The sequence below is a fragment of the Streptomyces sp. NPDC046915 genome (assembly GCF_040644935.1).
Lineage (GTDB): Bacteria > Actinomycetota > Actinomycetes > Streptomycetales > Streptomycetaceae > Streptomyces.
On record NZ_JBEYXB010000015.1, the window covers coordinates 20,999 to 42,833 of the forward strand.

The 21,835-nt window shown below is 70.8% G+C and carries 19 protein-coding genes; 10 read left to right on the forward strand and 9 right to left on the reverse strand.

Annotation, left to right across the window (positions count from 1 at the left end; all coding sequences use genetic code 11):
• Window positions 1-56 precede the first annotated feature (56 nt).
• The 4 genes from whiA to uvrC are packed head-to-tail and all read right to left on the reverse strand — an operon-like array spanning window position 57 to window position 5,165.
• On the reverse strand, window positions 57-1,046 hold the full coding sequence (gene whiA, locus ABZ915_RS32610) for a DNA-binding protein WhiA (RefSeq protein WP_361810689.1): 990 nt from the start codon (window positions 1,044-1,046) through the stop codon (window positions 57-59).
• Window positions 1,037-2,104, reverse strand: coding sequence for a uridine diphosphate-N-acetylglucosamine-binding protein YvcK (gene yvcK / locus ABZ915_RS32615; protein ID WP_361810691.1), 1,068 nt, complete (start codon window positions 2,102-2,104; stop codon window positions 1,037-1,039). The genes whiA and yvcK overlap by 10 nt, the downstream gene beginning before the upstream one ends.
• The gene (gene rapZ / locus ABZ915_RS32620) at window positions 2,101-3,096 is read right to left on the reverse strand and encodes an RNase adapter RapZ (RefSeq protein ID WP_361810693.1); all 996 of its coding nucleotides are present in this window, start codon (window positions 3,094-3,096) and stop codon (window positions 2,101-2,103) included. Before rapZ ends, yvcK begins: the two co-directional genes overlap by 4 nt.
• Window positions 3,093-5,165, reverse strand: a complete 2,073-nt coding sequence (gene uvrC, locus ABZ915_RS32625; RefSeq protein ID WP_361810695.1) for an excinuclease ABC subunit UvrC — start codon at window positions 5,163-5,165, stop codon at window positions 3,093-3,095. The genes rapZ and uvrC overlap by 4 nt, the downstream gene beginning before the upstream one ends.
• 305 nt (window positions 5,166-5,470) lie before the next feature.
• Between uvrC and ABZ915_RS32630 the strand changes: the two genes are divergently transcribed.
• The 3 genes from ABZ915_RS32630 to ABZ915_RS32640 all read left to right on the forward strand — a co-directional run bounded on the left by ABZ915_RS32630 (window position 5,471) and on the right by ABZ915_RS32640 (window position 8,513).
• Entirely contained in the window at window positions 5,471-6,421 is a 951-nt protein-coding gene (locus ABZ915_RS32630) for a hypothetical protein (protein WP_361810697.1), read from the forward strand.
• A 122-nt stretch (window positions 6,422-6,543) separates the two neighbouring features.
• Window positions 6,544-7,605 carry a LacI family DNA-binding transcriptional regulator gene (locus ABZ915_RS32635; protein ID WP_361810699.1) on the forward strand — a complete coding sequence of 354 codons (1,062 nt, stop codon included), beginning with the start codon at window positions 6,544-6,546 and terminating at the stop codon, window positions 7,603-7,605.
• Window positions 7,602-8,513 carry a carbohydrate kinase gene (locus tag ABZ915_RS32640; RefSeq protein WP_361810701.1) on the forward strand — a complete coding sequence of 304 codons (912 nt, stop codon included), beginning with the start codon at window positions 7,602-7,604 and terminating at the stop codon, window positions 8,511-8,513. Before ABZ915_RS32635 ends, ABZ915_RS32640 begins: the two co-directional genes overlap by 4 nt.
• Window positions 8,514-8,571: 58 nt before the next feature.
• Here ABZ915_RS32640 and uvrA read toward each other — a convergent pair whose 3' ends face one another.
• Window positions 8,572-11,571, reverse strand: coding sequence for an excinuclease ABC subunit UvrA (gene uvrA, locus ABZ915_RS32645; RefSeq protein WP_361810703.1), 3,000 nt, complete (start codon window positions 11,569-11,571; stop codon window positions 8,572-8,574).
• 223 nt (window positions 11,572-11,794) lie between these two features.
• On the opposite strand from uvrA, the gene ABZ915_RS32650 reads away from it, so the two are divergent.
• The 5 genes from ABZ915_RS32650 (at window position 11,795) to ABZ915_RS32670 (ending at window position 16,066) form a co-directional block, all read left to right on the forward strand.
• Window positions 11,795-12,484, forward strand: a complete 690-nt coding sequence (locus ABZ915_RS32650) for a maleylpyruvate isomerase family mycothiol-dependent enzyme (RefSeq protein ID WP_361810705.1) — start codon at window positions 11,795-11,797, stop codon at window positions 12,482-12,484.
• Between the two features lie 45 nt (window positions 12,485-12,529).
• The gene (locus ABZ915_RS32655) at window positions 12,530-13,186 is read left to right on the forward strand and encodes an MBL fold metallo-hydrolase (protein WP_361810707.1); all 657 of its coding nucleotides are present in this window, start codon (window positions 12,530-12,532) and stop codon (window positions 13,184-13,186) included.
• Between the two features lie 347 nt (window positions 13,187-13,533).
• Entirely contained in the window at window positions 13,534-14,418 is an 885-nt protein-coding gene (locus ABZ915_RS32660; RefSeq protein WP_361810709.1) for an ABC transporter substrate-binding protein, read from the forward strand.
• Window positions 14,415-15,317 (forward strand): amino acid ABC transporter permease, encoded by a 903-nt coding sequence (locus tag ABZ915_RS32665; RefSeq protein ID WP_361810711.1) that lies wholly within the window; start codon window positions 14,415-14,417, stop codon window positions 15,315-15,317. The genes ABZ915_RS32660 and ABZ915_RS32665 overlap by 4 nt, the downstream gene beginning before the upstream one ends.
• A complete protein-coding gene (locus ABZ915_RS32670; RefSeq protein ID WP_361810713.1) occupies window positions 15,314-16,066 on the forward strand; it encodes an amino acid ABC transporter ATP-binding protein in 753 nt (250 codons plus the stop codon). Before ABZ915_RS32665 ends, ABZ915_RS32670 begins: the two co-directional genes overlap by 4 nt.
• Before the next feature lie 26 nt (window positions 16,067-16,092).
• On the opposite strand, the gene aroQ is transcribed toward ABZ915_RS32670, so the two are convergent.
• A complete protein-coding gene (gene aroQ, locus ABZ915_RS32675; RefSeq protein ID WP_361810715.1) occupies window positions 16,093-16,566 on the reverse strand; it encodes a type II 3-dehydroquinate dehydratase in 474 nt (157 codons plus the stop codon).
• Between the two features lie 100 nt (window positions 16,567-16,666).
• On the opposite strand from aroQ, the gene ABZ915_RS32680 reads away from it, so the two are divergent.
• A complete protein-coding gene (locus ABZ915_RS32680) occupies window positions 16,667-17,713 on the forward strand; it encodes a S66 peptidase family protein (protein ID WP_361810717.1) in 1,047 nt (348 codons plus the stop codon).
• A gap of 94 nt (window positions 17,714-17,807) precedes the next feature.
• The gene (locus ABZ915_RS32685) at window positions 17,808-19,097 is read left to right on the forward strand and encodes an MFS transporter (protein ID WP_361811063.1); all 1,290 of its coding nucleotides are present in this window, start codon (window positions 17,808-17,810) and stop codon (window positions 19,095-19,097) included.
• Here ABZ915_RS32685 and ABZ915_RS32690 read toward each other — a convergent pair.
• The 3 genes from ABZ915_RS32690 to ABZ915_RS32700 all read right to left on the reverse strand — a co-directional run bounded on the left by ABZ915_RS32690 (window position 19,087) and on the right by ABZ915_RS32700 (window position 21,729).
• Complete coding sequence (locus tag ABZ915_RS32690) at window positions 19,087-20,184, reverse strand: ionic transporter y4hA (RefSeq protein WP_361810719.1); 1,098 nt, start codon at window positions 20,182-20,184, stop codon at window positions 19,087-19,089. The two genes, ABZ915_RS32685 and ABZ915_RS32690, sit on opposite strands and share 11 nt — an antisense overlap.
• A gap of 110 nt (window positions 20,185-20,294) precedes the next feature.
• Window positions 20,295-20,597, reverse strand: a complete 303-nt coding sequence (locus ABZ915_RS32695) for a hypothetical protein (protein ID WP_361810721.1) — start codon at window positions 20,595-20,597, stop codon at window positions 20,295-20,297.
• Window positions 20,598-20,727: 130 nt separating this feature from the next.
• A complete protein-coding gene (locus tag ABZ915_RS32700) occupies window positions 20,728-21,729 on the reverse strand; it encodes a TerC family protein (RefSeq protein ID WP_361810723.1) in 1,002 nt (333 codons plus the stop codon).
• Between the last annotated feature and the right edge of the window lie 106 nt (window positions 21,730-21,835).

Below are 21,835 nucleotides of genomic sequence, written 5' to 3' on the forward strand. Positions count from 1 at the left end.
CGCCGGTGCCGATCACCCAACTGGGCTCGGACACCGGCGATCTGACAAGCCGTCAATCACCCCGCCAGGTTGTCGGCCAGCTCCTCGGAGAGGTTGGCCTCGGTCCCGGGGATGCCGAGGTCGGAGGCGCGCTTGTCGGCCATCGCCAGCAGACGGCGGATACGGCCGGCGACCGCGTCCTTGGTCAGCGGGGGGTCGGCGAGGGCGCCCAGTTCCTCCAGGGAGGCCTGCTTGTGCTCCATGCGCAGCCGCCCGGCGGCCGCGAGGTGCTCGGGGACCTCGTCGCTGAGGATCTCCAGGGCGCGCTGGACGCGGGCACCGGCGGCGACGGCGGCACGGGCCGAGCGGCGCAGGTTGGCGTCGTCGAAGTTGGCGAGCCGGTTCGCGGTGGCCCGCACCTCGCGGCGCATCCGGCGCTCCTCCCAGGCCAGCACGGACTCGTGCGCGCCGAGCCGGGTGAGCAGGGCTCCGATCGCGTCGCCGTCACGGACGACCACCCGGTCCACGCCCCGGACCTCGCGGGCCTTCGCGGCGATGGACAGCCGGCGGGCGGCGCCGACCAGCGCCAGCGCGGCCTCCGGCCCCGGGCAGGTCACCTCCAGGGAGGAGGAGCGGCCGGGCTCGGTCAGCGAGCCGTGCGCCAGGAAGGCCCCGCGCCAGGCCGCCTCGGCGTCGCAGGTCGCGCCGGACACCACCTGCGGGGGCAGGCCGCGGATCGGGCGGCCCCGGCCGTCCACCAGACCGGTCTGCCGGGCCAGCTGGTCGCCGCCGGCGACCACCCGCACGACGTACCGCGAGCCGCGGCGCAGCCCGCCGGGGGCCATCACGATCAGCTCGGAGGTGTGGCCGAAGATCTCCAGGATGTCCCGCTTGAGGCGGCGGGCCGCCATCGCGGTGTCCAGCTCCGCCTCGATCACGATGCGCCCGCTCACCAGGTGAAGGCCGCCGGCGAACCGCAGAATGGCGGAGACCTCCGCCTTCCTGCAGCAGGTCCGGGTGACGGGGAGCCGGGAGATCTCATCCTTCACCGCTGCCGTCATCGCCATGGGCCGATCCTTCCATGCATCCGAAAAATACGGTCGTACGCGGCGGCCAACAGCTCCGGGTCGTGCCTCGGGGTCCCGTCGGTCCGGGCCACGGGCGCCAGCTCGACCGCGGCTCCCAGCCGCTTGGCGGCCTCGGTGAGCGAGTCGCGGTCGGGCACGGCGGCCTCGTCGGCCAGCACCACGTCCAGGGCGAGTTTAGGGGCGTGTCGCCCCAAAACCTCCAAATGACGCTGCGGAGAGAAGCCCTCGGTTTCTCCGGGCTGCGGGGCGAGGTTCAGGGAGAGTACCCGGCGTGCCTTCGTCTCCGTGAGGGCGTCCAGGAGTTCGGGGACGAGCAGGTGCGGGATGACCGAGGAGAACCAGGAGCCGGGGCCGAGCACCACCCAGTCGGCGTCCAGGACGGCGGCGACGGCCTCCGGGACGGCGGGCGGGTCGTGCGGCACCAGGTGCACGGACTGGACCTCGCCCGGGGTGAGGGCGACGGTGGCCTGCCCGCGCACGGTCCCCACCTCCTCCGGGTGCTCCGGGTCGTGCCCCTTGACCAGGGCCTGGAGCTCCAGCGGCACGGCGGACATGGGCAGCACGCGCCCGTGCGCACCCAGCAGCTTCCCGACCAGGTCCAGGGCCTGCACATGATCGCCGAGCTGCTCCCACAGGGCGACGATCAGCAGGTTGCCGACCGCGTGTTCGTGCAGGTCGCCCTGGGACTGGAAGCGGTGCTGGATGACCCGGGCCCAGGTCTGGCCCCAGTCGTCGTCACCGCAGAGCGCGGCCAGCGCCTTGCGCAGGTCGCCGGGCGGCAGCACGCCCAGCTCGTCGCGCAGGCGCCCGCTGGAACCGCCGTCGTCGGCCACGGTGACGACGGCGGTGAGGTCGCCGGTGATCCGGCGCAGCGCGGCGAGCGAGGCGGACAGGCCCATGCCGCCGCCGAGGGCGACGACCTTGGGCTGGGTCCCGCGGCGGCGGGGCCGGCCGCCACGGACCTCCGCGGGCCGGCCGGCCCTGGCCTCGGGCACCATCCGGCGCAGCCTGCTCAGCCGCGGTGTACGTTCCGTCATTCCCGTCCCATGTCCCGGTGGACGACCACCGTCTCCACGCCCTCGGCCGCGAGGCGCGCGGCGAGCTTCTCCGACACCGCGACCGAGCGGTGCTTGCCGCCGGTGCAGCCGATCGCGATGGTCACATAGCGCTTGCCCTCGCGGCGGTAGCCGGCCGCGATGAGCCGCAGCAGTTCCGCGTACCGGTCGAGGAACTCCTTGGCGCCGGGCTGGTTGAAGACGTACGCGGCCACCTCCTCGTTGACGCCGGTGTACGGACGCAGCTCCGGGACCCAGTGCGGGTTGGGCAGGAAGCGCATGTCCGCGACCAGGTCGGCGTCCACGGGGAGGCCGTACTTGAAGCCGAAGGACATCACGGTGGCCCGTAGCTCGGGCTCCTCCTCGCCGGCGAACTGGGCGTCCATCTTTGCGCGCAGCTCGTGCACGTTGAGGCTGGAGGTGTCGATCACCAGGTCTGCGTCACCGCGCAGCTCGCGCAGCAGTTCCCGCTCGGCGGCGATGCCGTCGACGATCCGGCCGTCGCCCTGGAGGGGGTGCGGGCGGCGCACCGACTCGAAGCGGCGCACCAGGGCCTCGTCGGAGGACTCCAGGAAGACGATCCGGCGGGTGACGCCCCGGGTGTCGAGGTCCGCGAGGGACTCGCGCAGGTTGTCGAAGAAACGCCGGCCGCGTACGTCGACGACGACCGCGATCCGCGCCACGTTGCCCTGGGAGCGGGCGCCGAGCTCCACCATGGTGGGGATCAGGGCGGGCGGGAGGTTGTCGACGACGAACCAGCCGAGGTCCTCCAGACACTTGGCGGCCGTCGAACGGCCGGCTCCGGACATGCCGGAGATGATCACCAGCTCGGGGATGGCCGTGTCGGGGGCCCCGGCTGTCTCGCTGCCCGTACTCACCTGTGCTCCGTTGTCCTGGACCTGCTGCTGATCCTCACCGGTGTCCTTGTGTGCCGGATCTCGGTCCGCTGTGGGCTGTGCGTCGTGCTCGTTCATGTCTCCTGCCCCCGTCGTTCGTCCGGGGCGCCCGCGGTCACGGGCTCCCCCGAGTCACCCGCCGTCGTCTCGGGTTCCTCGTCTTCAATGATCTCTCCGGTCGCCGTGTTCACGGCGGGTGCGGCCGGGGCCGCCTGCGCGAGTGCCACGGCGATGGTCTCGGCCGTCTTGCGGCCTATGCCGGGCACTTCCTGGATCTGGGTGACGGTGGCGGCCCGCAGCTTCTTCACCGAGCCGAAGTGCTTGATGAGCGCCTGTTTGCGGGTCTCACCGAGTCCGGGCACGTCGTCGAGGGGGCCGGCGCGGAACCGCTTGGCGCGCTTGGTCCGCTGATAGGTGATCGCGAACCGGTGCGCCTCGTCACGGACGCGCTGGAGCAGGTAGAGGCCTTCGCTGGTGCGGGGCAGGACCACCGGGTCGTCCTCGCCCGGCACCCAGACCTCCTCCAGGCGCTTGGCGAGGCCGCACACGGCGATGTCGTCGATCCCGAGCTCGTCCAGGGCCCGCTGGGCGGCGGCGACCTGCGGCTGCCCGCCGTCGACGACGACGAGCTGCGGCGGGTAGGCGAACTTCCTGGGGCGGCCGTCGTCGTCCTTGAGGCCTTCCCTGACGTCTCCGTCCCCCGTGCCGCCGTCCTCGGAGCTCTCGTCGACCCACTCGCCGGTCCTCTCCTTCTCGGCGAGGTAGCGCCGGAAGCGGCGGGTGATCACCTCGTGCATGGAGCGGACGTCGTCCTGACCCGCGAATCCCTTGATCTGGAAGCGCCGGTACTCGCTCTTGCGCTGCAAGCCGTCCTCGAAGACGACCATGGAGGCGACCACGTCGTCGCCCTGTAGATGCGAGATGTCGTAGCACTCGATCCGGAGGGGGGCGCTGTCCAGTTCCAGGGCCCCGGCGATCTCCTCCAGGGCGCGGGAGCGGGTGGTGAGGTCGGAGGCGCGCTTGGTCTTGTGCAGGGCGAGGGCCTGCTGTGCGTTGCGCTGCACGGTCTCCATGAGCGCCTTCTTGTCGCCGCGCTGCGGGATGCGCAGCGAGACGTTCGAGCCGCGGCGCCCGGTCAGCCATTCCTGGACCGGTTCGACCGGCTCGGGCAGGGCGGGGACCAGGACCTCCTTGGGGACCGCGTCGCCGCGCTCCTCGCCGTAGAGCTGCTGGAGGGCGTGCTCGACCAGGGCGCCGGTGGTGACCTCCTCGACCTTGTCGGTCACCCAGCCACGCTGGCCGCGCACGCGCCCGCCGCGGACGTGGAAGATCTGGACGGCCGCCTCCAGCTCGTCCTCGGCGACGGCGATGAGGTCGGCGTCGGTCGCGTCGGCGAGCACGACCGCGTTCTTCTCCATGGCCTTCTTCAGGGCCTCGATGTCGTCGCGCAGGCGGGCGGCCCGCTCGTACTCCATCTCGTCGGCCGCCGCCATCATCTGCTTCTCCAGACGGCGCAGGTAGGTGCCCGTGCGGCCGGCCATGAAGTCGGAGAACTCCTCGGCCAGTTCGCGGTGCTCCTCGGCGGAGATCCGGTCGACGCAGGGGGCCGAGCACTTGCCGATGTAGCCGAGCAGACAGGGGCGGCCGGTGCGGGAGGCGTTCTTGAAGACGCCGGCCGAGCAGGTGCGCACCGGGAAGACGCGCAGCAGCAGGTCGACGGTGTCGCGGATCGCCCACGCGTGCGCGTACGGGCCGAAATACCTGACGCCCTTCTTCTTGTGACCGCGCATCACCTGCACCCGGGGGAACTCCTCGTTCATCGTCACCGCGAGGTACGGGTAGCTCTTGTCGTCGCGGTACTTGACGTTGAACCGAGGGTCGTACTCCTTGATCCACGAGTACTCCAGCTGGAGCGCCTCGACCTCCGTGGACACCACGGTCCACTCGACGGACGCGGCGGTGGTGACCATCGTCCGGGTGCGGGGGTGGAGGTTCGCCAGGTCCTGGAAGTAGTTCGCCAGGCGCTGGCGCAGGCTCTTCGCCTTTCCGACGTAGATCACCCGGCGGTGCTCGTCACGGAACCTGTAGACCCCGGGAGAGTCCGGGATGTCTCCCGGGGTGGGGCGGTAGCTGGAGGGGTCGGCCATGTCTCACACCCTACTTGCGGGGACCGACACCGCGACGGGCCTGTGGACAACGCCGTGCGCCGCCCGGCCGCCCGGGGGTCGTGCCTCGGCCACGTGTGTACGGCGGCCGAACGCGAGGTGTTGTCGGAGCAAGGTCAACACGCTTCAATGCGGGGGAACTCGGGGGCCGTGAACGACGGCGCACGGATACGGCGTACAGATGTGCGGACACACCGGCGCCGACGGGGTGGCCCCGACCGGGCCCGAGGGCCTGTTGCCAACGGTCTGACCAGCCGTAGTGAACCTTCACAGAAAGGCCCCTCTGCATGCCGCACGTCACACAGCGCGCGGGCGTCGCCACCGCGGAACTGGACACGGCCCTGCGGGGCGGCCCCTTCCATGTCGCCCTGCGCGCCGCGATCGCCGCCCGCGGGCTTCCGCTCCAGCGCGTGCAGCACCATCTCTCGCGCCACGGGGTCAAGGTGGGCGTGACCAGCCTGAGCTACTGGCAGCAGGGCGCCCGGCGCCCGCAGCGCCCCGAGTCGCTGCGCGCCGTGCGGGCCCTGGAGGAGATCCTTCAGCTGCCGGACGAGTCGCTGATCCGGCTGCTTGCCGAGTCCGAGGAGAGCCGGGCCGCCGCACGCCCGGCGGCGTCCCGGTCGTACCGCTCCCTGGTCGAGGCCTCCGACGTCCTGGAGCGGCTCCAGGCCGACCTGGGCTGGGCCCTCGACGGCGGGTTGCACACCCTCGGCCACCACGAGCGGATACGGATCGGCGCGCGCCGTGAACTGGCCGGCCGCGAGTCGCACCACATCGTGCGCGCCCACCGGGACGGCGTGGACCGCTTCGTGGCCGTCCACCACGGGGACCCGGGCTGCGCGCCGCAGCGCATGACGGTGCACGCGCTGGAGAACTGCCGTACCGGCCGGATCCGCTGGGACCAGGACAGCGGACTGCTCGTCGCGGAGCTGCTCTTCGACACCCGGCTGCGGTCCGGCGACACCTTCCTCTTCCGGTACGGCGTCGAGGACGGCACGGCCGGAGTCTCACGCGAGTACGCGCGCGGCTTCGGCTTCCCCGGCGGGCAGTACGCCCTCCAGGTGCGCTTCACCGCGGGGGCGGTGCCGGTGCGGTGCCATCGGTTCGCCCAGCACTCGACGGCGGCCCCGCGCAGCGGGCGGCAGGAGTTGCCGCTCAGCGGGCTGCACCGCTCGGTGCATCTGGTCGAGCCGCGGACCCGGCCGGGCATCGTGGGCATCTGCTGGGACTGGGGCTGAGCCCGGCCGCCCGGAGTCGATTCCTGGGACGTAAACGTTTGCGCAAGCGTTTACGCCGGGCACTCGGATGGGATATTTTCCCGCTCAGGAGAGCCGCCCCGGCCCAGGAGGGAACCCGTCCCATGCCGACCATGGCCGACGTCGCCCGGAGCGCCGGAGTCTCGGTGGCGACCGTCTCGCACGTGCTCAACGGCACCCGCCCGGTGCTGCCGCACACGCGCCAGGCGGTCCTGGACGCCGTCGACGAGCTCGGCTACACGACCAACACCCTCGCCCGCTCCCTGGTGACCTCCCGTACCCGCTCCATCGGGCTCGCGGTGTCGGCGATCAGCAACCCGTACTTCACGGAGATCCTCCAGGGGGTCGAGGCCGCCGCCCTTCAGGAGGGATACAGCCTCCTCATCGCCGATCCGCACGACGACCCCGAGCACGAGCGCAAGGTCGTCCAGCTCCTCCACGAGCGCCGCGTCGACGGCATGATCATCGCCCCGTCCGCGGACCCCCGCGACCTCGTCGCCTACCTCGGCCGGCACGGCGTACCGGCCGTGTTCCTGGACCGGGTGATCGACCGGGTGATCGACGACCGTACCGGCACGAGCACCGGCACCGGCACCGGCACGCGCTTCGACCAGGTCTGCGCGGAGAACACCGAACCGATGATCCGGCTCGTGACCCACCTCGCCGGGCTCGGCCACCGGCGGATCGGGCTGGTGGCCGGGCTGCCCGGGCTGAGCACCACCAGCGAGCGGATCGCCGGCTACCGGCACGGCCTGGCCGCCGCTGGGCTGGCCCGCGACGAACGCCTCGAGGTCTTCGGCGACTCCGAGTCGGCCGGCGCCGAGCGGGCGACCGCGGCCCTGCTGGCGCTCACCCCCGCGCCCACGGCGCTCGTCACCGCCAACAACGCGATGACCATCGGCGCCCTGCGCGCCCTGCGCGAGCGGGGCCTCACCGTCCCCGGCGACGTCGCCCTGTGCTGCTTCGACGATTTCGCCTGGGCCGATCTGTTCTCCCCGAGGCTCACCGCGGTCGCCCAGCCCAGCAGGGACCTCGGGGCACGGGCCGTCCGGGTGCTCCTCGACCGCCTCGCCGCACCGGACGGTCCCGCCCGGACCGTCCGGCTGCCCTGCTCCTTCGTCCACCGCACATCGTGCGGGTGCCCCGAGAAAGGAACCGACTCGTGATCGTCGTCGCCGGTGAGGCACTGATCGACCTGGTACCGCGGGGCCCGGGGCCCCTCGCCGGGCTACAGCCGGCACGCGGCGGCGGCCCCTACAACACGGCCGTGGCGCTGGGCCGCCTCGGCTCCCCCACCGCCTTCTGCTCCCGCACCTCTTACGACGCCTTCGGCGAGGCCCTGCTCGACGGGCTGCGGCAGGCGGGCGTGGACGTCTCGGCCGTGCAGCGCGGCACGGAACCGACCACCCTCGCGGTCGCCACCGTCGGCACCGACGGCTCGGCCGCCTACTCCTTCTATGTCGAGGGCACCGCCGACCGCCTGTTCACGGCTCCCGCCCGCCTGCCCGCCGGCACCCGCGCGGTGTCGTTCGGCACCTGCTCGCTCGTCCTGGAACCAGGGGCGAGCGCCTACGAGGAGCTGATGCGGACCGCGGCCGGGCAGGGCCTGTTCACGGCGCTCGACCCGAACATCCGGCCGGGCCTGATCCCCGACGCGGACGCCTACCGGGCGCGCTTCAAGAGCTGGCTGCCGTCGGTGACCCTGCTCAAGCTCTCCGAGGAGGACGCCCGGTGGCTGGGCGGCACCCCGCGCGACTGGCTGGCCGCAGGCCCCTCGGCCGTCGTGATCACCAGGGGCGGCGACGGTCTCACCGTCTTCACCCGGGAGGGCGCGGAGCACTCCGTACCGGGTGTGAAGGTCGACGTCGTGGACACCATCGGCGCCGGTGACACGGTGAACGCCGCCCTGCTGCACGGTCTGGCCGGCCAGGACGCCCTCTCCCCCGGGGCCGTCGCCGCCCTGGGCGCGGACGGCTGGACGCGGCTGCTGCGGTACGCGGCGCGCGCGGCGGCGATCACCTGCTCACGGGCGGGAGCCGAGCCGCCGTTCGCCGCCGAACTGGGGGACGTCTGACGGTGGAACGGGCGGTGCCCCGCGGGAAGTTCCCGCGGGGCACCGCTTCTTGCGTCTCTCAGGCCTTGCGTGCCCGCGTCGTCCGCTTCGCGGGTGCCGCCTTCTTCGTGGCTCCGGCGGCCTTGCCGGTCGCCGTGCTGTTGGCTGCCTTGGCGGTCCGGGCCGTGGCCGTCTTCCTCGCCGTCGTCTTCACCGGCGGCGTGGCGTCGCTGATCGTCTCCGGCTGGAGGATCTCCCGGAGGAACTTGCCGGTGTGGCTGGCCGGAACCCCGGCCACCTGCTCGGGAGTGCCCTCCGCGACGACGAGGCCGCCCCCGGCACCGCCCTCGGGGCCCATGTCGACGATCCAGTCGGCGGTCTTGATCACGTCGAGGTTGTGCTCGATGACGATGACCGTGTTGCCCTTGTCGACCAGGCCGGAGAGGACCCTGAGGAGCTTGCTGATGTCCTCGAAGTGCAGGCCGGTGGTCGGCTCGTCCAGCACGTAGACCGTGCGGCCGGTGGAGCGGCGCTGGAGCTCGCTGGCGAGCTTCACGCGCTGTGCCTCACCGCCGGACAGGGTGGTCGCGGACTGCCCGAGACGGACGTAGCCGAGGCCGACGTCCTTCAGCGTGTTGAGGTGGCGGGCGATCGCCGGGACGGCCTCGAAGAAGTCCGTGGCCTCCTCGATCGGCATGTTCAGGACGTCGGCGATGGACTTGCCCTTGTAGTGGACCTCCAGGGTCTCCCGGTTGTACCGGGCACCGTGGCAGACCTCGCACGGGACGTAGACGTCCGGGAGGAAGTTCATCTCGATCTTGATCGTGCCGTCGCCCGCGCAGTTCTCGCAGCGGCCTCCCTTGACGTTGAAGGAGAAGCGGCCGGGGAGGTAGCCGCGGACCTTCGCCTCGGTCGTCTCCGCGAACAGCTTGCGGACGTGATCGAAGACGCCGGTGTACGTCGCCGGGTTCGACCGCGGGGTGCGGCCGATGGGCGACTGGTCGACGTGCACCACCTTGTCGACCAGGTCGTCGCCGTCCACGCGCGTGTGCCGGCCGGGGACGTTGCGCGCGCCGTTCAGCTCGCGGGCCAGGTGCGTGTACAGGATGTCGTTGACCAGCGTCGACTTGCCGGAGCCGGACACACCCGTGACGGCCGTGAACACGCCGAGCGGGAAGGACACGTCGATGTCCTGGAGGTTGTTCTCCCGGGCGCCGTGCACGGTGAGCTGCCGCGAGGGGTCGCGGGGGCGGCGGATGTCCGGGACGGGGATCGACTTCTTGCCGGACAGGTACTGGCCGGTCTGCGACTCGGCGTTGGCGAGCAGTTCCTTCAGGGAGCCGCTGTGCACGACCTTGCCGCCGTGCTCGCCGGCGCCGGGGCCGATGTCGACCACCCAGTCGGCGACCTTGATGGTGTCCTCGTCGTGCTCGACGACGATCAGCGTGTTACCCATGTCCCGCAGCCGGACCAGGGTCTCGATCAGCCGGTGGTTGTCGCGCTGGTGCAGGCCGATGGACGGCTCGTCGAGGACGTACAGGACGCCGACGAGGCCGGAGCCGATCTGGGTGGCCAGGCGGATGCGCTGGGCCTCGCCGCCGGAGAGGGTGCCGGCCGCGCGGTTGAGCGAGAGGTAGTCCAGGCCGACGTCGACCAGGAACCGCAGCCGCTCGTTGACCTCCTTCAGCACGCGCTCGGCGATCTTCTTGTCGCGGTCGCTCAGCTTCAGCTCGCCCAGGAATTCCGCGCAGTCGCTGATGGACATCGCGGAGACCTCGGCGATCGACTTCTCCATGATCGTGACCGCGAGGACGATCGGCTTCAGGCGGGTGCCCTCACAGGTGGGGCAGGGCACCTCGCGCATATAGCCCTCGAAGCGCTCGCGGCTGGCGTCGCTCTCGGCCTCGCTGTGCCGGCGCTTGACGAAGGGGACGGCGCCCTCGAAGGGGGTGGTGTACACGCGCTCGCGCCCGTACCGGTTGCGGTAGCGGACCTCGATCTGCGTCTTGTGGCCGTACAGCAGCGCCTTCCTGGCGCGCTGCGGCAGACCGGCGAAGGGGATGTCCGTCCGGAATCCCAGCGCGTCCGCGAGTGCACCGACCAGGCGGCCGAAGTAGTCCTTGGTGTGCCCGTGCGACCAGGGGTGGATGGCGCCCTCGTCGAGGGACTTGTCCTCGTCCGGGACGATCAGCTCCGGGTCGACCTCCATGCGCGTACCGATACCGGTGCACTCGGGGCAGGCGCCGAAGGGCGAGTTGAAGGAGAAGGAGCGGGGCTCGAGCTCCTCGAAGGACAGGTCGTCGTACGGGCAGTACAGGTGCTCCGAGTACATGCGCTCGCGCTCGGGATCGTCCTCGGGGAGGTCGACGAAGTCGAGCACGACCATGCCGCCGGACAGGCCGAGGGCGGTCTCCACGGAGTCGGTGAGGCGGCGCTTGGCGGAGTCCTTCACCGTCAGGCGGTCGACGACCACCTCGATGGTGTGCTTCTCCTGCTTCTTCAGCGTGGGCGGCTCGGAGAGCTGGATGGTCTGGCCGTCCACACGCGCGCGGCTGTAGCCCTTGGTCTGGAGGTCGGCGAAGAGGTCGACGAACTCTCCCTTGCGCTCGCGCACCAGCGGCGAGAGCACCTGGAAGCGGCTCCCCTCGGGCAGCTCCAGGACCTTGTCGACGATGGCCTGCGGCGACTGGCGCGAGATCGGGCGGCCGCACTCGGGACAGTGCGGCTTGCCGATGCGCGCGAACAGCAGACGCAGGTAGTCGTAGACCTCGGTGATGGTGCCGACCGTCGAGCGCGGGTTGCGCGAGGTCGACTTCTGGTCGATGGAGACGGCCGGGGAGAGGCCCTCGATGAAGTCGACGTCCGGCTTGTCCATCTGGCCGAGGAACTGGCGGGCGTACGAGGAGAGCGACTCCACGTAGCGCCGCTGGCCCTCGGCGAAGATGGTGTCGAAGGCCAGGGAGGACTTGCCCGACCCGGACAGGCCCGTGAAGACGATGAGCGAGTCCCGAGGCAGGTCGAGCGAGACGTTCTTCAGGTTGTGCTCGCGCGCGCCACGGACGATGAGACGGTCGGCCACGCCGGTCCGCACCTTTCTTGAGAGAAGTGACAGGGGCGGGGCCCCCGTGCTTCTTCAGACTAGGGGGAGCCACTGACAACGCCGGTCGGATTCCAGGTTGCATAACAATCCCCGGCCATCCAGCATGCCCGACGCCACGCACGACCATATAGCACGCGCATTCGATTTACGGCACAGCTTCACCACCTTCACCCCAACGGGTGGCGGAGCTAGGGTCGGCACCATGATTGATCACGCGCGTGACCTGGCCTCTGTACGGGAGGCGACCGAGCGGCTCCTCAGCGCAGCGGCCCGACTGGACAACGCGGCTGTGACCGAGCCGTCACGGCTGCCCGGCTGGACCCGGGGCCACGTCCTGGCCCACCTCGCCCGCAACGCGGACGCGCTCGTCAACGTCCTCGAGGGACGTCCCATGTACGAGTCGGCGGACGCCCGGGACGCCGACATCGAGCGGGACGCCCCGCGCCCCCTGGACGTCCAGCTCGCCGACCTGCGAGAGAGCTCCGCCCGCTTCCAGGAGACGGGGGCCGCACCCGCGGACTTCTCGCGCACGGTGGAGCTGCGCAACGGTGTCACCGACTCCGCGGCCCGGGTGCCGTTCCGGCGCTGGATCGAGGTCGAGCTGCACCATGTGGACCTCGGGATCGGATACGAGCTGGAGGATCTGCCGGCGGAGTTCACGGAGCGGGAGACCGACTTCCTCGCGGAGCGCTTCGGCGGCCACAAGGACGTGCCCTCGACCGGCCTGCGCACCGACGACGGCCGGATCTGGACCACCGGCGGCGGCGCCGAGGGAGGCCCGATCTCCATCGAGGGCTCGGCCGCCGACCTGCTCGGCTGGCTCGCCGGCCGCCGCGACGGGTCCGGGCTCGCGGTGAAGGGCGGCGCACTGCCGTCGCTGCCCCCGCTGTAGCGCACGAGCGGCCTGTGGACGGCTCCCCCCTATAGGCTGATCGACATGACGTACCGCGGAGAGGTGACGGTCGGCGGACCGGCCGACGTGCATGAACTCAAGGACCTGATGATCACCAAGATCGCGGTGGGTCCCATGGAGAACAATGCCTATCTGCTGCGCTGCCGGGCCACGGACGAGCAGCTGCTGATCGACGCCGCCAACGAGGCGCGGTCTCTGCTGGGGATGATCGGTGACGACGGCATCGCGTCCGTCGTCACCACGCATCGGCACGGTGACCACTGGCAGGCGCTCGCCGAGGTCGTCGCGGCCACGGGCGCCCGGACGTACGCGGGCCGCGAGGACGCCGACGGCATCCCCGTGCCGACCGATGTCCTCGTCGACGACGGCGACACCGTCCGGGTGGGGCGCGTGGAACTCACCGCACGCCATCTGGTGGGGCACACCCCGGGCTCCATCGCGCTGGTCTACGACGACCCGCACGGCCACCCGCACGTCTTCACCGGCGACTGTCTCTTCCCCGGCGGCGTGGGCAACACGTTCAAGGACCCGAAGGCGTTCGCCAGCCTGATCCACGACGTGGAGACGAAGATCTTCGACGTGCTGCCGGACGAGACCTGGGTCTATCCGGGCCACGGCAACGACACCACCCTGGGCGCCGAGCGACCGCACCTTCCTCAGTGGCACGCGCGCGGGTGGTGAGGCCCCGTCAGAACGGCGGCGCGTACCCCGCGTCCCCGCGCCCCGCGTGAGTGCGTACGAGCGTCCCGCGCGAGCCGCTTGCGCGCCCCGTGTGAATCGCGCACACGTGCTGACGGCGCGTGCGCGGTCGCGGGGCGCGTTGTTGCGCGCTCAACTGGTAGGAGCCACGCGCGGGAAGACGGCACCCGCGCGGATCGGGCCGCCGGTCTACTTTTCCCCGCCCTCGGCCGGCGGCCCAGGCCAGCCCCACGTAGACGTGTTCACGAAAATGCAACACCCGCTCCCAATATGCGGACAGTTGGCGCTTTGACCTCGACAAACAGGCGTCCTGCTGCCACTCTCCCGCCATGCAACTCGCCCCTCGCGCACTGCGCCGCGCCGTCGCCTCCGCGGCCATAGCCCTGCTCGCCACCGCTGTCGGCTGCGCTCCGCAGCCCGAGGAGAAGGCCGCCGCCACTCCGTCCGCATCGGCCGGGAAGAGCTGTGTGAAGGGCAAGTTGGCCACCAAGTCCTCCGGCAGGCTGACGATCGCCACCGACGAGCCGGCGTACGAACCCTGGTTCAAGGACGACAAGCCCGCCAACGGCAAGGGCTTCGAGTCGGCCGTGGCCTACGCCGTGGCGCAGCGGCTCGGCTACGACAAGAGCGCCGTCGTCTGGCAGAGCGTCCCCTTCAACAAGGCTTTCGCACCCGCTGTGAAGACCTTCGACTTCGACATCAACCAGGTGTCCGTCAGCGCCGAGCGCAAGAAGGCCGTGGACTTCTCCTCCGGTTACTACGACGTCCGCCAGGCCGTCATCGCGCTCAAGGGCAGCAAGGCCGCGAAGGCGACGAACATCGCGGACCTCAAGGGCCTCAAGCTGGGGGCCCAGGTGGGCACGACGAGCCTCGACTACATCAGCGACGTGGTGAAGCCGTCTCAGGCGGCGGCCGCGTACTCCAAGAACGACCAGGCCGTCTCGGCGCTCAGGAACGGCCAGGTGGACGCGATCGTCGTCGACCTGCCGACTGCCTTCTACGTCACCGAGGCACAGGTGACGAGCGCCAAGATCGTCGGCCAGTTCGAGAACCAGGGCGGCACGCCCGAGCAGTTCGGGCTGGTGCTCGACAAGGGCAGCGCCCTCACCTCGTGCGTCTCCGACGCCGTGGACGGCCTGCGCAAGGACGGCACGCTCGCGAAGATCGAGAAGCAGTGGCTGTCCGACGCCGTCGACGCTCCGGTGCTCAAGTGACGGTCACGAAGGAAGAGGCCGGGGAGGACTCCGGCAACGACGGCATGCGGGACGTGTACGTCCCCTCGCAGCGACGCCTGGAGCGGGAGCGCCACAAGCGCGCCCGCGCCCGCCGCGCGACCGCGATCGCCGCGCTGTCGACCCTGGTCACGGTCGTCGTCCTGTACGTGGTCGTGGTCAGCGCACCGGGCTGGCAGCGCACCAAGGAGACCTTCTTCGACGGGCATTACGCGCGCGAGGCCTTCCCCAAGGTTCTCGACGGTCTGTGGCTCAACGTCCGGCTGCTGCTGATCTGCGGCGTACTGGTGCTCGTCCTGGGCATGCTGATCGCCATCGCACGCACACTGCCGGGGCCCGTGTTCTTCCCCTTGCGGGTGCTGGCGGCGGCGTACACGGACTTCTTCCGCGGTCTGCCACTGATCATCAACCTGATGATCGTGGTCTTCGGGGTACCCGCGCTGCGCCTCCAGGGCGTGACCGTCGATCCCGTGCTGCTGGGCGGTACGGCGCTGACACTGACGTACTCCGCGTACGTCGCCGAGGTGTTCCGCGCGGGCATCGAGTCCGTGCATCCTTCGCAGCGCGCCGCGGCCCGCTCGCTGGGTCTGACCAATCGGCAGGCGCTGCGGTACGTGGTGCTCCCCCAGGCCGTACGCCGTCAGGTGCCGCCCCTGCTGAACGACCTGGTGTCGCTCCAGAAGGACACCGGGCTCGTCTCGATCGGCGGCGCGATCGATGCCGTACGGGCGGCCGACATCATCGCCCAACGCAGCCTCAACTACACGCCGTACATCCTCGCCGGGCTGGTCTTCGTGGCGCTGACCATTCCGATGACCCGTCTCACGGACTGGGTGACGGCCAGGATGGACCGGCAGCGGGCCCAGGGAGGATCCATATGAGCGACGCGCCTGTCCTGCGGATGGAGTCCGTCCGCAAGACCTTCGGCGGCTCGGTCGTGCTGCGGGACGTCGGCCTCGAGGTCGCCCCGCACACGGTGACCGCGCTGATCGGCGCCTCCGGCTCCGGCAAGTCGACGCTGCTGCGGTGCGCCAACCTGCTGGAGGAGATCGACGACGGCGCGATCTGGCTGGACGACGAGGAGATCACCGACCCACGCGTCGACCAGGACGCCGTCCGGCGCCGTATCGGCGTGGTCTTCCAGGCGTACAACCTCTTCCCGCACATGAGCGTGCTGGAGAACATCACCCTGGCCCCGCGCCGGGTGCACGGCGTGCCCCGTGCGGAGGCCGAGGAACGCGCCAGGGAGCTGCTGGAGCGGCTCGGGCTGGGCGGCAAGGCGGACGCGTACCCGGACCGGCTGAGCGGTGGTCAGCAGCAGCGGGTGGCGATCGTGCGCGCCCTGGCGGTGCGCCCCCGGCTGCTGCTGCTCGACGAGATCACCGCGGCCCTCGACCCGGAACTGGTCGGCGAGGTGCTCACCGTGGTGCGCGATCTGAAGGACGACGGCATGACCATGGTGCTGGCGACGCACGAGATGGGCTTCGCCCGTGATGTCGCGGACCAGGTTTGTTTCCTGGACGGAGGGGTCGTGCTGGAGCGCGGCACCGCCGAGCAGGTCTTCGGCGATCCGCAGCAGGAGCGCACACGGCGCTTCCTGCGGCGGATCGTGGAGGCGGGCCGCCTGTAAGGGGCGGGCGCCATGGCGCTCGGGGCTTACGCCTCGGTCTGCTCCGCCCCCACCAGCGCCGCGACCCGCTCCACTCCGAACACGTAGCCCTGCACGCCGCATCCGGCGATGACGCCGTCGGCGCGCAGGGAGACGTACGAGTGGTGCCGGAACGACTCGCGCTGGTGGATGTTGGAGATGTGGACCTCCAGCACCGGCATGCCGTCGCAGGTGTTGAGCGCGTCCAGAATCGCGACCGACGTGTGCGAGTAGGCGCCCGGGTTGATGACGATCCCGCAGTGGTTGAGCCTCGCCTCGTGGATCCAGTCGACCAGTTCCCCCTCGTGGTTGGACTGCCGGAAGTCGACCGTGCCGCCGTGCGTGGCCGCCGCCTTGACACACAGGGCCTCGACGTCGGCGAGCGTGTCGGAGCCGTAGATCTCGGGCTGGCGCCGGCCGAGCAGGTTCAGATTGGGCCCGTTGAGGATCATGATCGGGGCGTTGGCCAGGGTGCGGGTCACGGTTCCTCCGGTCCGTTCGGCGTGAGCGGCCCCGGGGACCGCTGCTCACCCCCGGTTTATCACGGTGAAACGAGGGGGCGCGGGCCCTACGCTCCCGGGCATGACCACGCCCTCGTACCCTCCCAAGCCGTCGCCCGGTGACCGCATAGGCGTCGTCTCGCCCTCCGACGGCCTGCCCGAGCTCTTCCCGCGCCCCTACGAACTGGGCCTGGAACGGCTGCGCGAGGGGTACGGCCTCGAACCGGTCGAGTACCCGACGACCCGGAAGATGGGGGCCACTCCCCGGGAACGGGCCGACGACATCCACGCGGCCTTCGCCGACCCGTCGGTCAAGGCGGTCATCGCGTCGATCGGCGGCGACGACCAGATCACCGTCCTGCCGCTGCTGGACCGGGAGTTGCTGCGGGCCAACCCGAAGCCCTTCTTCGGGATGAGCGACAACACGAACCTGCTCGCGTTCCTGTACAACGCCGGAGTGGTCGCCTACCACGGCGCGAGCGTGATGTGCGAACTGGGCCGCCCCGGAGCCATGCACCCGCGGACCGCCGACTCCCTGCGGGCGGCACTGTTCACCTCGGGCCCGTACGAACTGCGGCCCGCCGAGCACTGGAACGACGTCAACCGCGACTGGGCCGACCCGGCGACCTTCGAGGCGGAACCGTCGACCCGGCCGGGCACCGGATGGACCTGGCTGGGCGCCGACCGCGTGGTGGAGGGCCGGGCCTGGGGCGGCAACCTGGAGATCCTCTCCTGGCTGCTGATGGCCGACCGGGAGGTGTCGCACGACCTGTCCGTGTACGACGGCGGCGTGCTCTTCCTGGAGACCTCGGAAGAGCTGCCGAGCGGCACGGAGGTCTTCCGGATCCTGCGCGGCATGGGCGAGCGCGGCCTGCTGCGGCGCTTCCCGGCGCTCCTGATGGGCCGCGCGAAGACCTGGTCCTTCGAGCACCCCAACAGTCCGGAGGAGGGCGCACGGTACGCCGCCGAGCAGCGCGAGGCCGTGCAGATGGCGCTGAGCGCGTACGCCCCGGACACGCTGGCCGTCTTCGACGTGGACTTCGGGCACACGGATCCGCAACTGGTCATTCCCTACGGGGGTACCGTCCGCGTCGACGGCCCCGCCCGGCGCATCACGGTCACCTACTGACACAGGGACGTGCCCCCGCACGCCCCCGTAACCACCGGTCACCGTGGGTAGTTGACGCGGCATGCACGACGTACGCACCGTAAGGGCGCCCTCCATGCTGCGGCTCGGGGCCGCCTCGCTCGCCGGGACAGCGATCGAGTTCTACGATTTCTTCGCCTACGGAACGGCGGCTGCCCTGGTCCTGGGACCGCTGTTCTTCCCGACCTTCTCACCGGTGGCCGGGACTCTGGCGGCCTTCGTGACCTTCGGAGTGGGGTTCGTGGCCCGGCCGCTGGGCTCGGTGCTGTTCGGGCACATCGGGGACCGGCACGGACGCCGGCCGGTCCTCGTCGCCTCCCTGCTGCTGACCGGCGCCTCCACGGTCGCGGTCGGCTGCGTGCCGACGTACGGCACGATCGGCGTGGCCGCGCCCCTGTCGCTGCTGCTCCTGCGCTTCCTGCAAGGGCTGGGGCTCGGCGGGGAGTGGGGCGGGGCGGTGCTGCTGACGGCCGAGCACGCGCCCGCCGGGCGGCGCGCGCTGTGGTCGAGCTTCCCGCAGGTGGGGCCCTCTCTGGGTTTCCTGCTGGCCAATGGCCTGATGCTGGCGCTGTCGGCGGCATTGTCGGACGCCCAGTTCGCGCAGTGGGGGTGGCGTGTGCCGTTCTGGGCTGCCGGGGTGCTGGCCGTGGCCGGGCTGTGGCTGCGCTCCTCGCTGGTGGAGAGTCCCCGGTTCCTGGAGATCGAGGACCACGCGCGCGTACCGCTCGTCGAGGTCGTACGGCACCACTGGCGGCTGGTGCTGCTGACGGCCGGCGCGCTCGCGGTCGGCTACGCGGTGTTCTACGCCGTGACGACCTGGTCCCTGGCCTACGCGACGGAACGGCTGGGAGTGAGCCGCATCGTCATGCTGACCTGCGTCATGGCCGCCGTGGCGGTGAAGGGGGCGCTCACCCCTGTGATGGCGCTGCTCGGCGACCGGTTCGGGCGGCGGCCCCTGTGCCTGGCGGGCTGTACGGCGACCGCGCTGTGGATGTTCCCGATGGTCGCGCTCCTGGCGACCGGTGCCCCCGCGCTCATGTTCCTCGGCTTCCTCGGGGCGCTGCTCGCGTTCATCACCATGTTCGCGGTGATCGCCGCGTACCTGCCGGAACTGTACGAGCCGAGGGTGCGCTGCACCGGCGCCGCGGTCGGCTACAACCTCGGCGGGGTACTCGGCGGCGCCCTCACGCCCATCGTGGCCACCACACTCGCCGAGCACTCGGGGCGGGTGCCCTGGGGCGTGGGCGCCTATCTGACCGGGGTCGCGCTGTTCAGCCTCGGGTGCTTCGCGCTGCTGCCCGAGACGCGTCCGGTGCCGGCGGTCGGGGCGGTGGAACCGGTCGCCGGCCGACCGGCTACGGGTTGATCGCCAACTCCAGGTAGGCGGCGAACAGCACCAGGTGGACGCCTCCTTGCAGCGGTGTGGCCCGGCCCGGCACCACCGTCAGCGAGCTGACCACCACCGTCAGGGCGAGCAGCACCATGTGGATCGCGCTCAGGCCGAGAACGAGCGGACCGGAGAGCCAGACGGAGGCGAGGGCGACGGCGGGGATGGTGAGGCCGATGCTGGCCATGGCCGAGCCGAGGGCGAGGTTGAGGCTGGTCTGCACGCGGTCACGGCGGGCCGAGCGGACGGCGGCGATCGTCTCGGGCAGCAGCACGAGCAGAGCGATGATCACACCGACGACCGCCTGGTTCAGTCCGGCGGCCGCCACGCCGGACTCGACGGTGGGCGACACCCCCTTGGCCAGTCCGACCACGCCGACCAGGGCGAGGCCGAGCAGGGCCAGACTGAGCCACGCGGTACGGGCGGTCGGCACGTCGGCGTGGTCCGTCTCGATCACCCCGCCCTGCCGGGTGATCGGCAGGAAGTAGTCGCGGTGCCGCACGGTCTGCGTGGCGACGAACAGTCCGTAGAGGATCAGCGAGGACAGCGCGGCGAAGGTCAACTGCACGGAGGAGAACTCCGGGCCGGGCTTGCTGGTGGTGAACGTCGGCAGCACGAGGCTGAGGGTGGCCAGGGTGGCCACGGTCGCGAGGGCGGCACCGGTGCCCTCGGGGTTGAAGACCGCCGTGCCGTGCCGCAGCGAGGCGGCCAGCAGGCACAGGCCGACGACGCCGTTGCAGGTGATCATCACGGCCGCGAAGACCGTGTCCCTGGCCAGCGTCGCGCTCTTGGCGCCGCCGTCGGCCATGAGGGTGACGATCAGGGCGACCTCGATGATCGTCACGGCTATGGCGAGGACGAGGGAACCGAAGGGTTCACCGACGCGATGGGCGACCACCTCGGCGTGGTGCACCGCGGCCAGCACGGACCCGGCGAGAACCACGGTGACCAGCGCGACGACCGCGCCGGGCAGATCCCTGCCCCAGGTCAGGGCGAGGAGGACGACCGCGAGAACTGGCACGAGGAACGTCCACTGGATGGTGAGCGACCTGAGCCGAGCGATCATGCGGTGATGGTGGCAGAGGTGTACACGGTTCGCATTCCAGTCCTTTCGTCACCGGGGGCCGGTGCCGACGCGGCGCGGACCCCCGGCGGACCGGGTGTGCAGCGCGTCGGTTACCCAAACTCGCTCATGTCCACCACGTCGCAGTCGGTGAAGGACGGCGGCCGGGTGCACAGGGCGGTCATCTGCTCGGCGAATTTGCTTGTCTCGGGATCGTCGTTGTTGCGCATGGCCTCCTCGTACGAGTCGAACTCGATCACCGCGAGATAGCGGCCCGGCTGGTTGCGGTCCCCGAGGACGAGGCGGCGGGTGGGACCGTTCTCGCGGCTTGCGGAGCGCTTCTCCATGTCGTCGGAAAGCTGCCTCATCTCCTCGATGCGGTCGGTCTCGAACTCGATGATCTGGACGAACTTCACGGACGCCTCCGCCGGGCAACGGCGCCCCCGGGCCGGGGACACGCTCAGCACCCAACGAAGCACCGGGAGCGATGGTCGGCAATGCGCCACGCACCGCTCCCCGTGCTGGTTGTCGCTACGTCCGACGTGGTCAGGCGTCGATGCTGTCCTTCGGAGCGCTCTCGCCGCCTGACTGCGCCGTCCCGAGCGCCGCCTGCTTCCTGGACGCCATGAGACTGGTGACGGTGGTGACGGCCAGGACCGCACAGATCACGCCGAGCGAGACCGGGATGCTGATCTCCGGGACGTGCACCCCGGACTCGTGCAGCGCGTGGAGCACCAGCTTCACGCCGATGAAGCCGAGAATGACGGACAGGCCGTAGGAGAGGTGGACCAGCTTCTTCAGCAGGCCGCCGATGAGGAAGTACAGCTGGCGCAGGCCCATCAGGGCGAATGCGTTCGCGGTGAAGACGATGTACGGATCCTGCGTCAGGCCGAAGATCGCGGGGATCGAGTCCAGAGCGAACAGCACGTCCGTCGTACCTATCGCGAGCATCACGACGAGCATCGGCGTCATGACGCGCTTGCCGTTCTGCTGGATCCACAGCTTGGTGCCGTGGTAGCGGTCGGCCACGCCGAACTTGCGCTCGGCCGCCTTGAGCAGTTTGTTCTCCTCGTACTCCTCGTCCTCCTCGTCGGCCCGGGCCTCCTGGATGAGCTTCCAGGCGGTCCAGATCAGGAAGGCACCGAAGAGGTAGAAGACCCACGAGAAGCTGCCGAGGATCGCTGCTCCGGCGGCGATGAAGACGGCCCGCAGGACCAGGGCTATGAGCACTCCGACGAGCAGCACCCGCTGCTGGTACTGCGAGGGCACGGCGAACTTCGCCATGATCAGGACGAAGACGAAGAGATTGTCGACACTCAGCGACTTCTCGGTGATGAAGCCGGCGAAGAACTCTCCGGCGGGCTGTCCGCCGCCGAAGACGAGCAGGCCGACGCCGAACAGCCCGGCCAGGGCGATCCAGACGACGGTCCAGATCCCGGCTTCCTTGATGGACACGTCATGGGGCTTGCGCCCGATGAAGAAGTCGACCGCGACGAGAGCGGCGAGGCCGACGATGGTCAGGACCCACAGGGTGGCGGAAACTTCCACTGTGCCTCCGGCAGTACGTAACGGCAAAGGGTCAGCGTCATCGCTGTCGGAGGTCTCTTCCACCCGCGATGGGCCGACGCCCCGGGATCTCGTCCGATCCGTATTG

Coding starts and splice junctions, on each gene's coding strand:
- whiA (WP_361810689.1), bottom strand. CDS start 1,046: ATGGCGATGACGGCAGCGGTGAAGGATGAGATCTCCCGGCTCCCCGTC.
- ABZ915_RS32680 (WP_361810717.1), top strand. CDS start 16,667: ATGACCACGCCCTCGTACCCTCCCAAGCCGTCGCCCGGTGACCGCATA.
- ABZ915_RS32650 (WP_361810705.1), top strand. CDS start 11,795: ATGATTGATCACGCGCGTGACCTGGCCTCTGTACGGGAGGCGACCGAG.
- ABZ915_RS32685 (WP_361811063.1), top strand. CDS start 17,808: ATGCTGCGGCTCGGGGCCGCCTCGCTCGCCGGGACAGCGATCGAGTTC.
- rapZ (WP_361810693.1), bottom strand. CDS start 3,096: ATGAACGAGCACGACGCACAGCCCACAGCGGACCGAGATCCGGCACAC.
- ABZ915_RS32635 (WP_361810699.1), top strand. CDS start 6,544: ATGCCGACCATGGCCGACGTCGCCCGGAGCGCCGGAGTCTCGGTGGCG.
- ABZ915_RS32690 (WP_361810719.1), bottom strand. CDS start 20,184: ATGATCGCTCGGCTCAGGTCGCTCACCATCCAGTGGACGTTCCTCGTG.
- ABZ915_RS32670 (WP_361810713.1), top strand. CDS start 15,314: ATGAGCGACGCGCCTGTCCTGCGGATGGAGTCCGTCCGCAAGACCTTC.
- uvrC (WP_361810695.1), bottom strand. CDS start 5,165: ATGGCCGACCCCTCCAGCTACCGCCCCACCCCGGGAGACATCCCGGAC.
- ABZ915_RS32660 (WP_361810709.1), top strand. CDS start 13,534: ATGCAACTCGCCCCTCGCGCACTGCGCCGCGCCGTCGCCTCCGCGGCC.
- ABZ915_RS32630 (WP_361810697.1), top strand. CDS start 5,471: ATGCCGCACGTCACACAGCGCGCGGGCGTCGCCACCGCGGAACTGGAC.
- ABZ915_RS32655 (WP_361810707.1), top strand. CDS start 12,530: ATGACGTACCGCGGAGAGGTGACGGTCGGCGGACCGGCCGACGTGCAT.
- yvcK (WP_361810691.1), bottom strand. CDS start 2,104: ATGACGGAACGTACACCGCGGCTGAGCAGGCTGCGCCGGATGGTGCCC.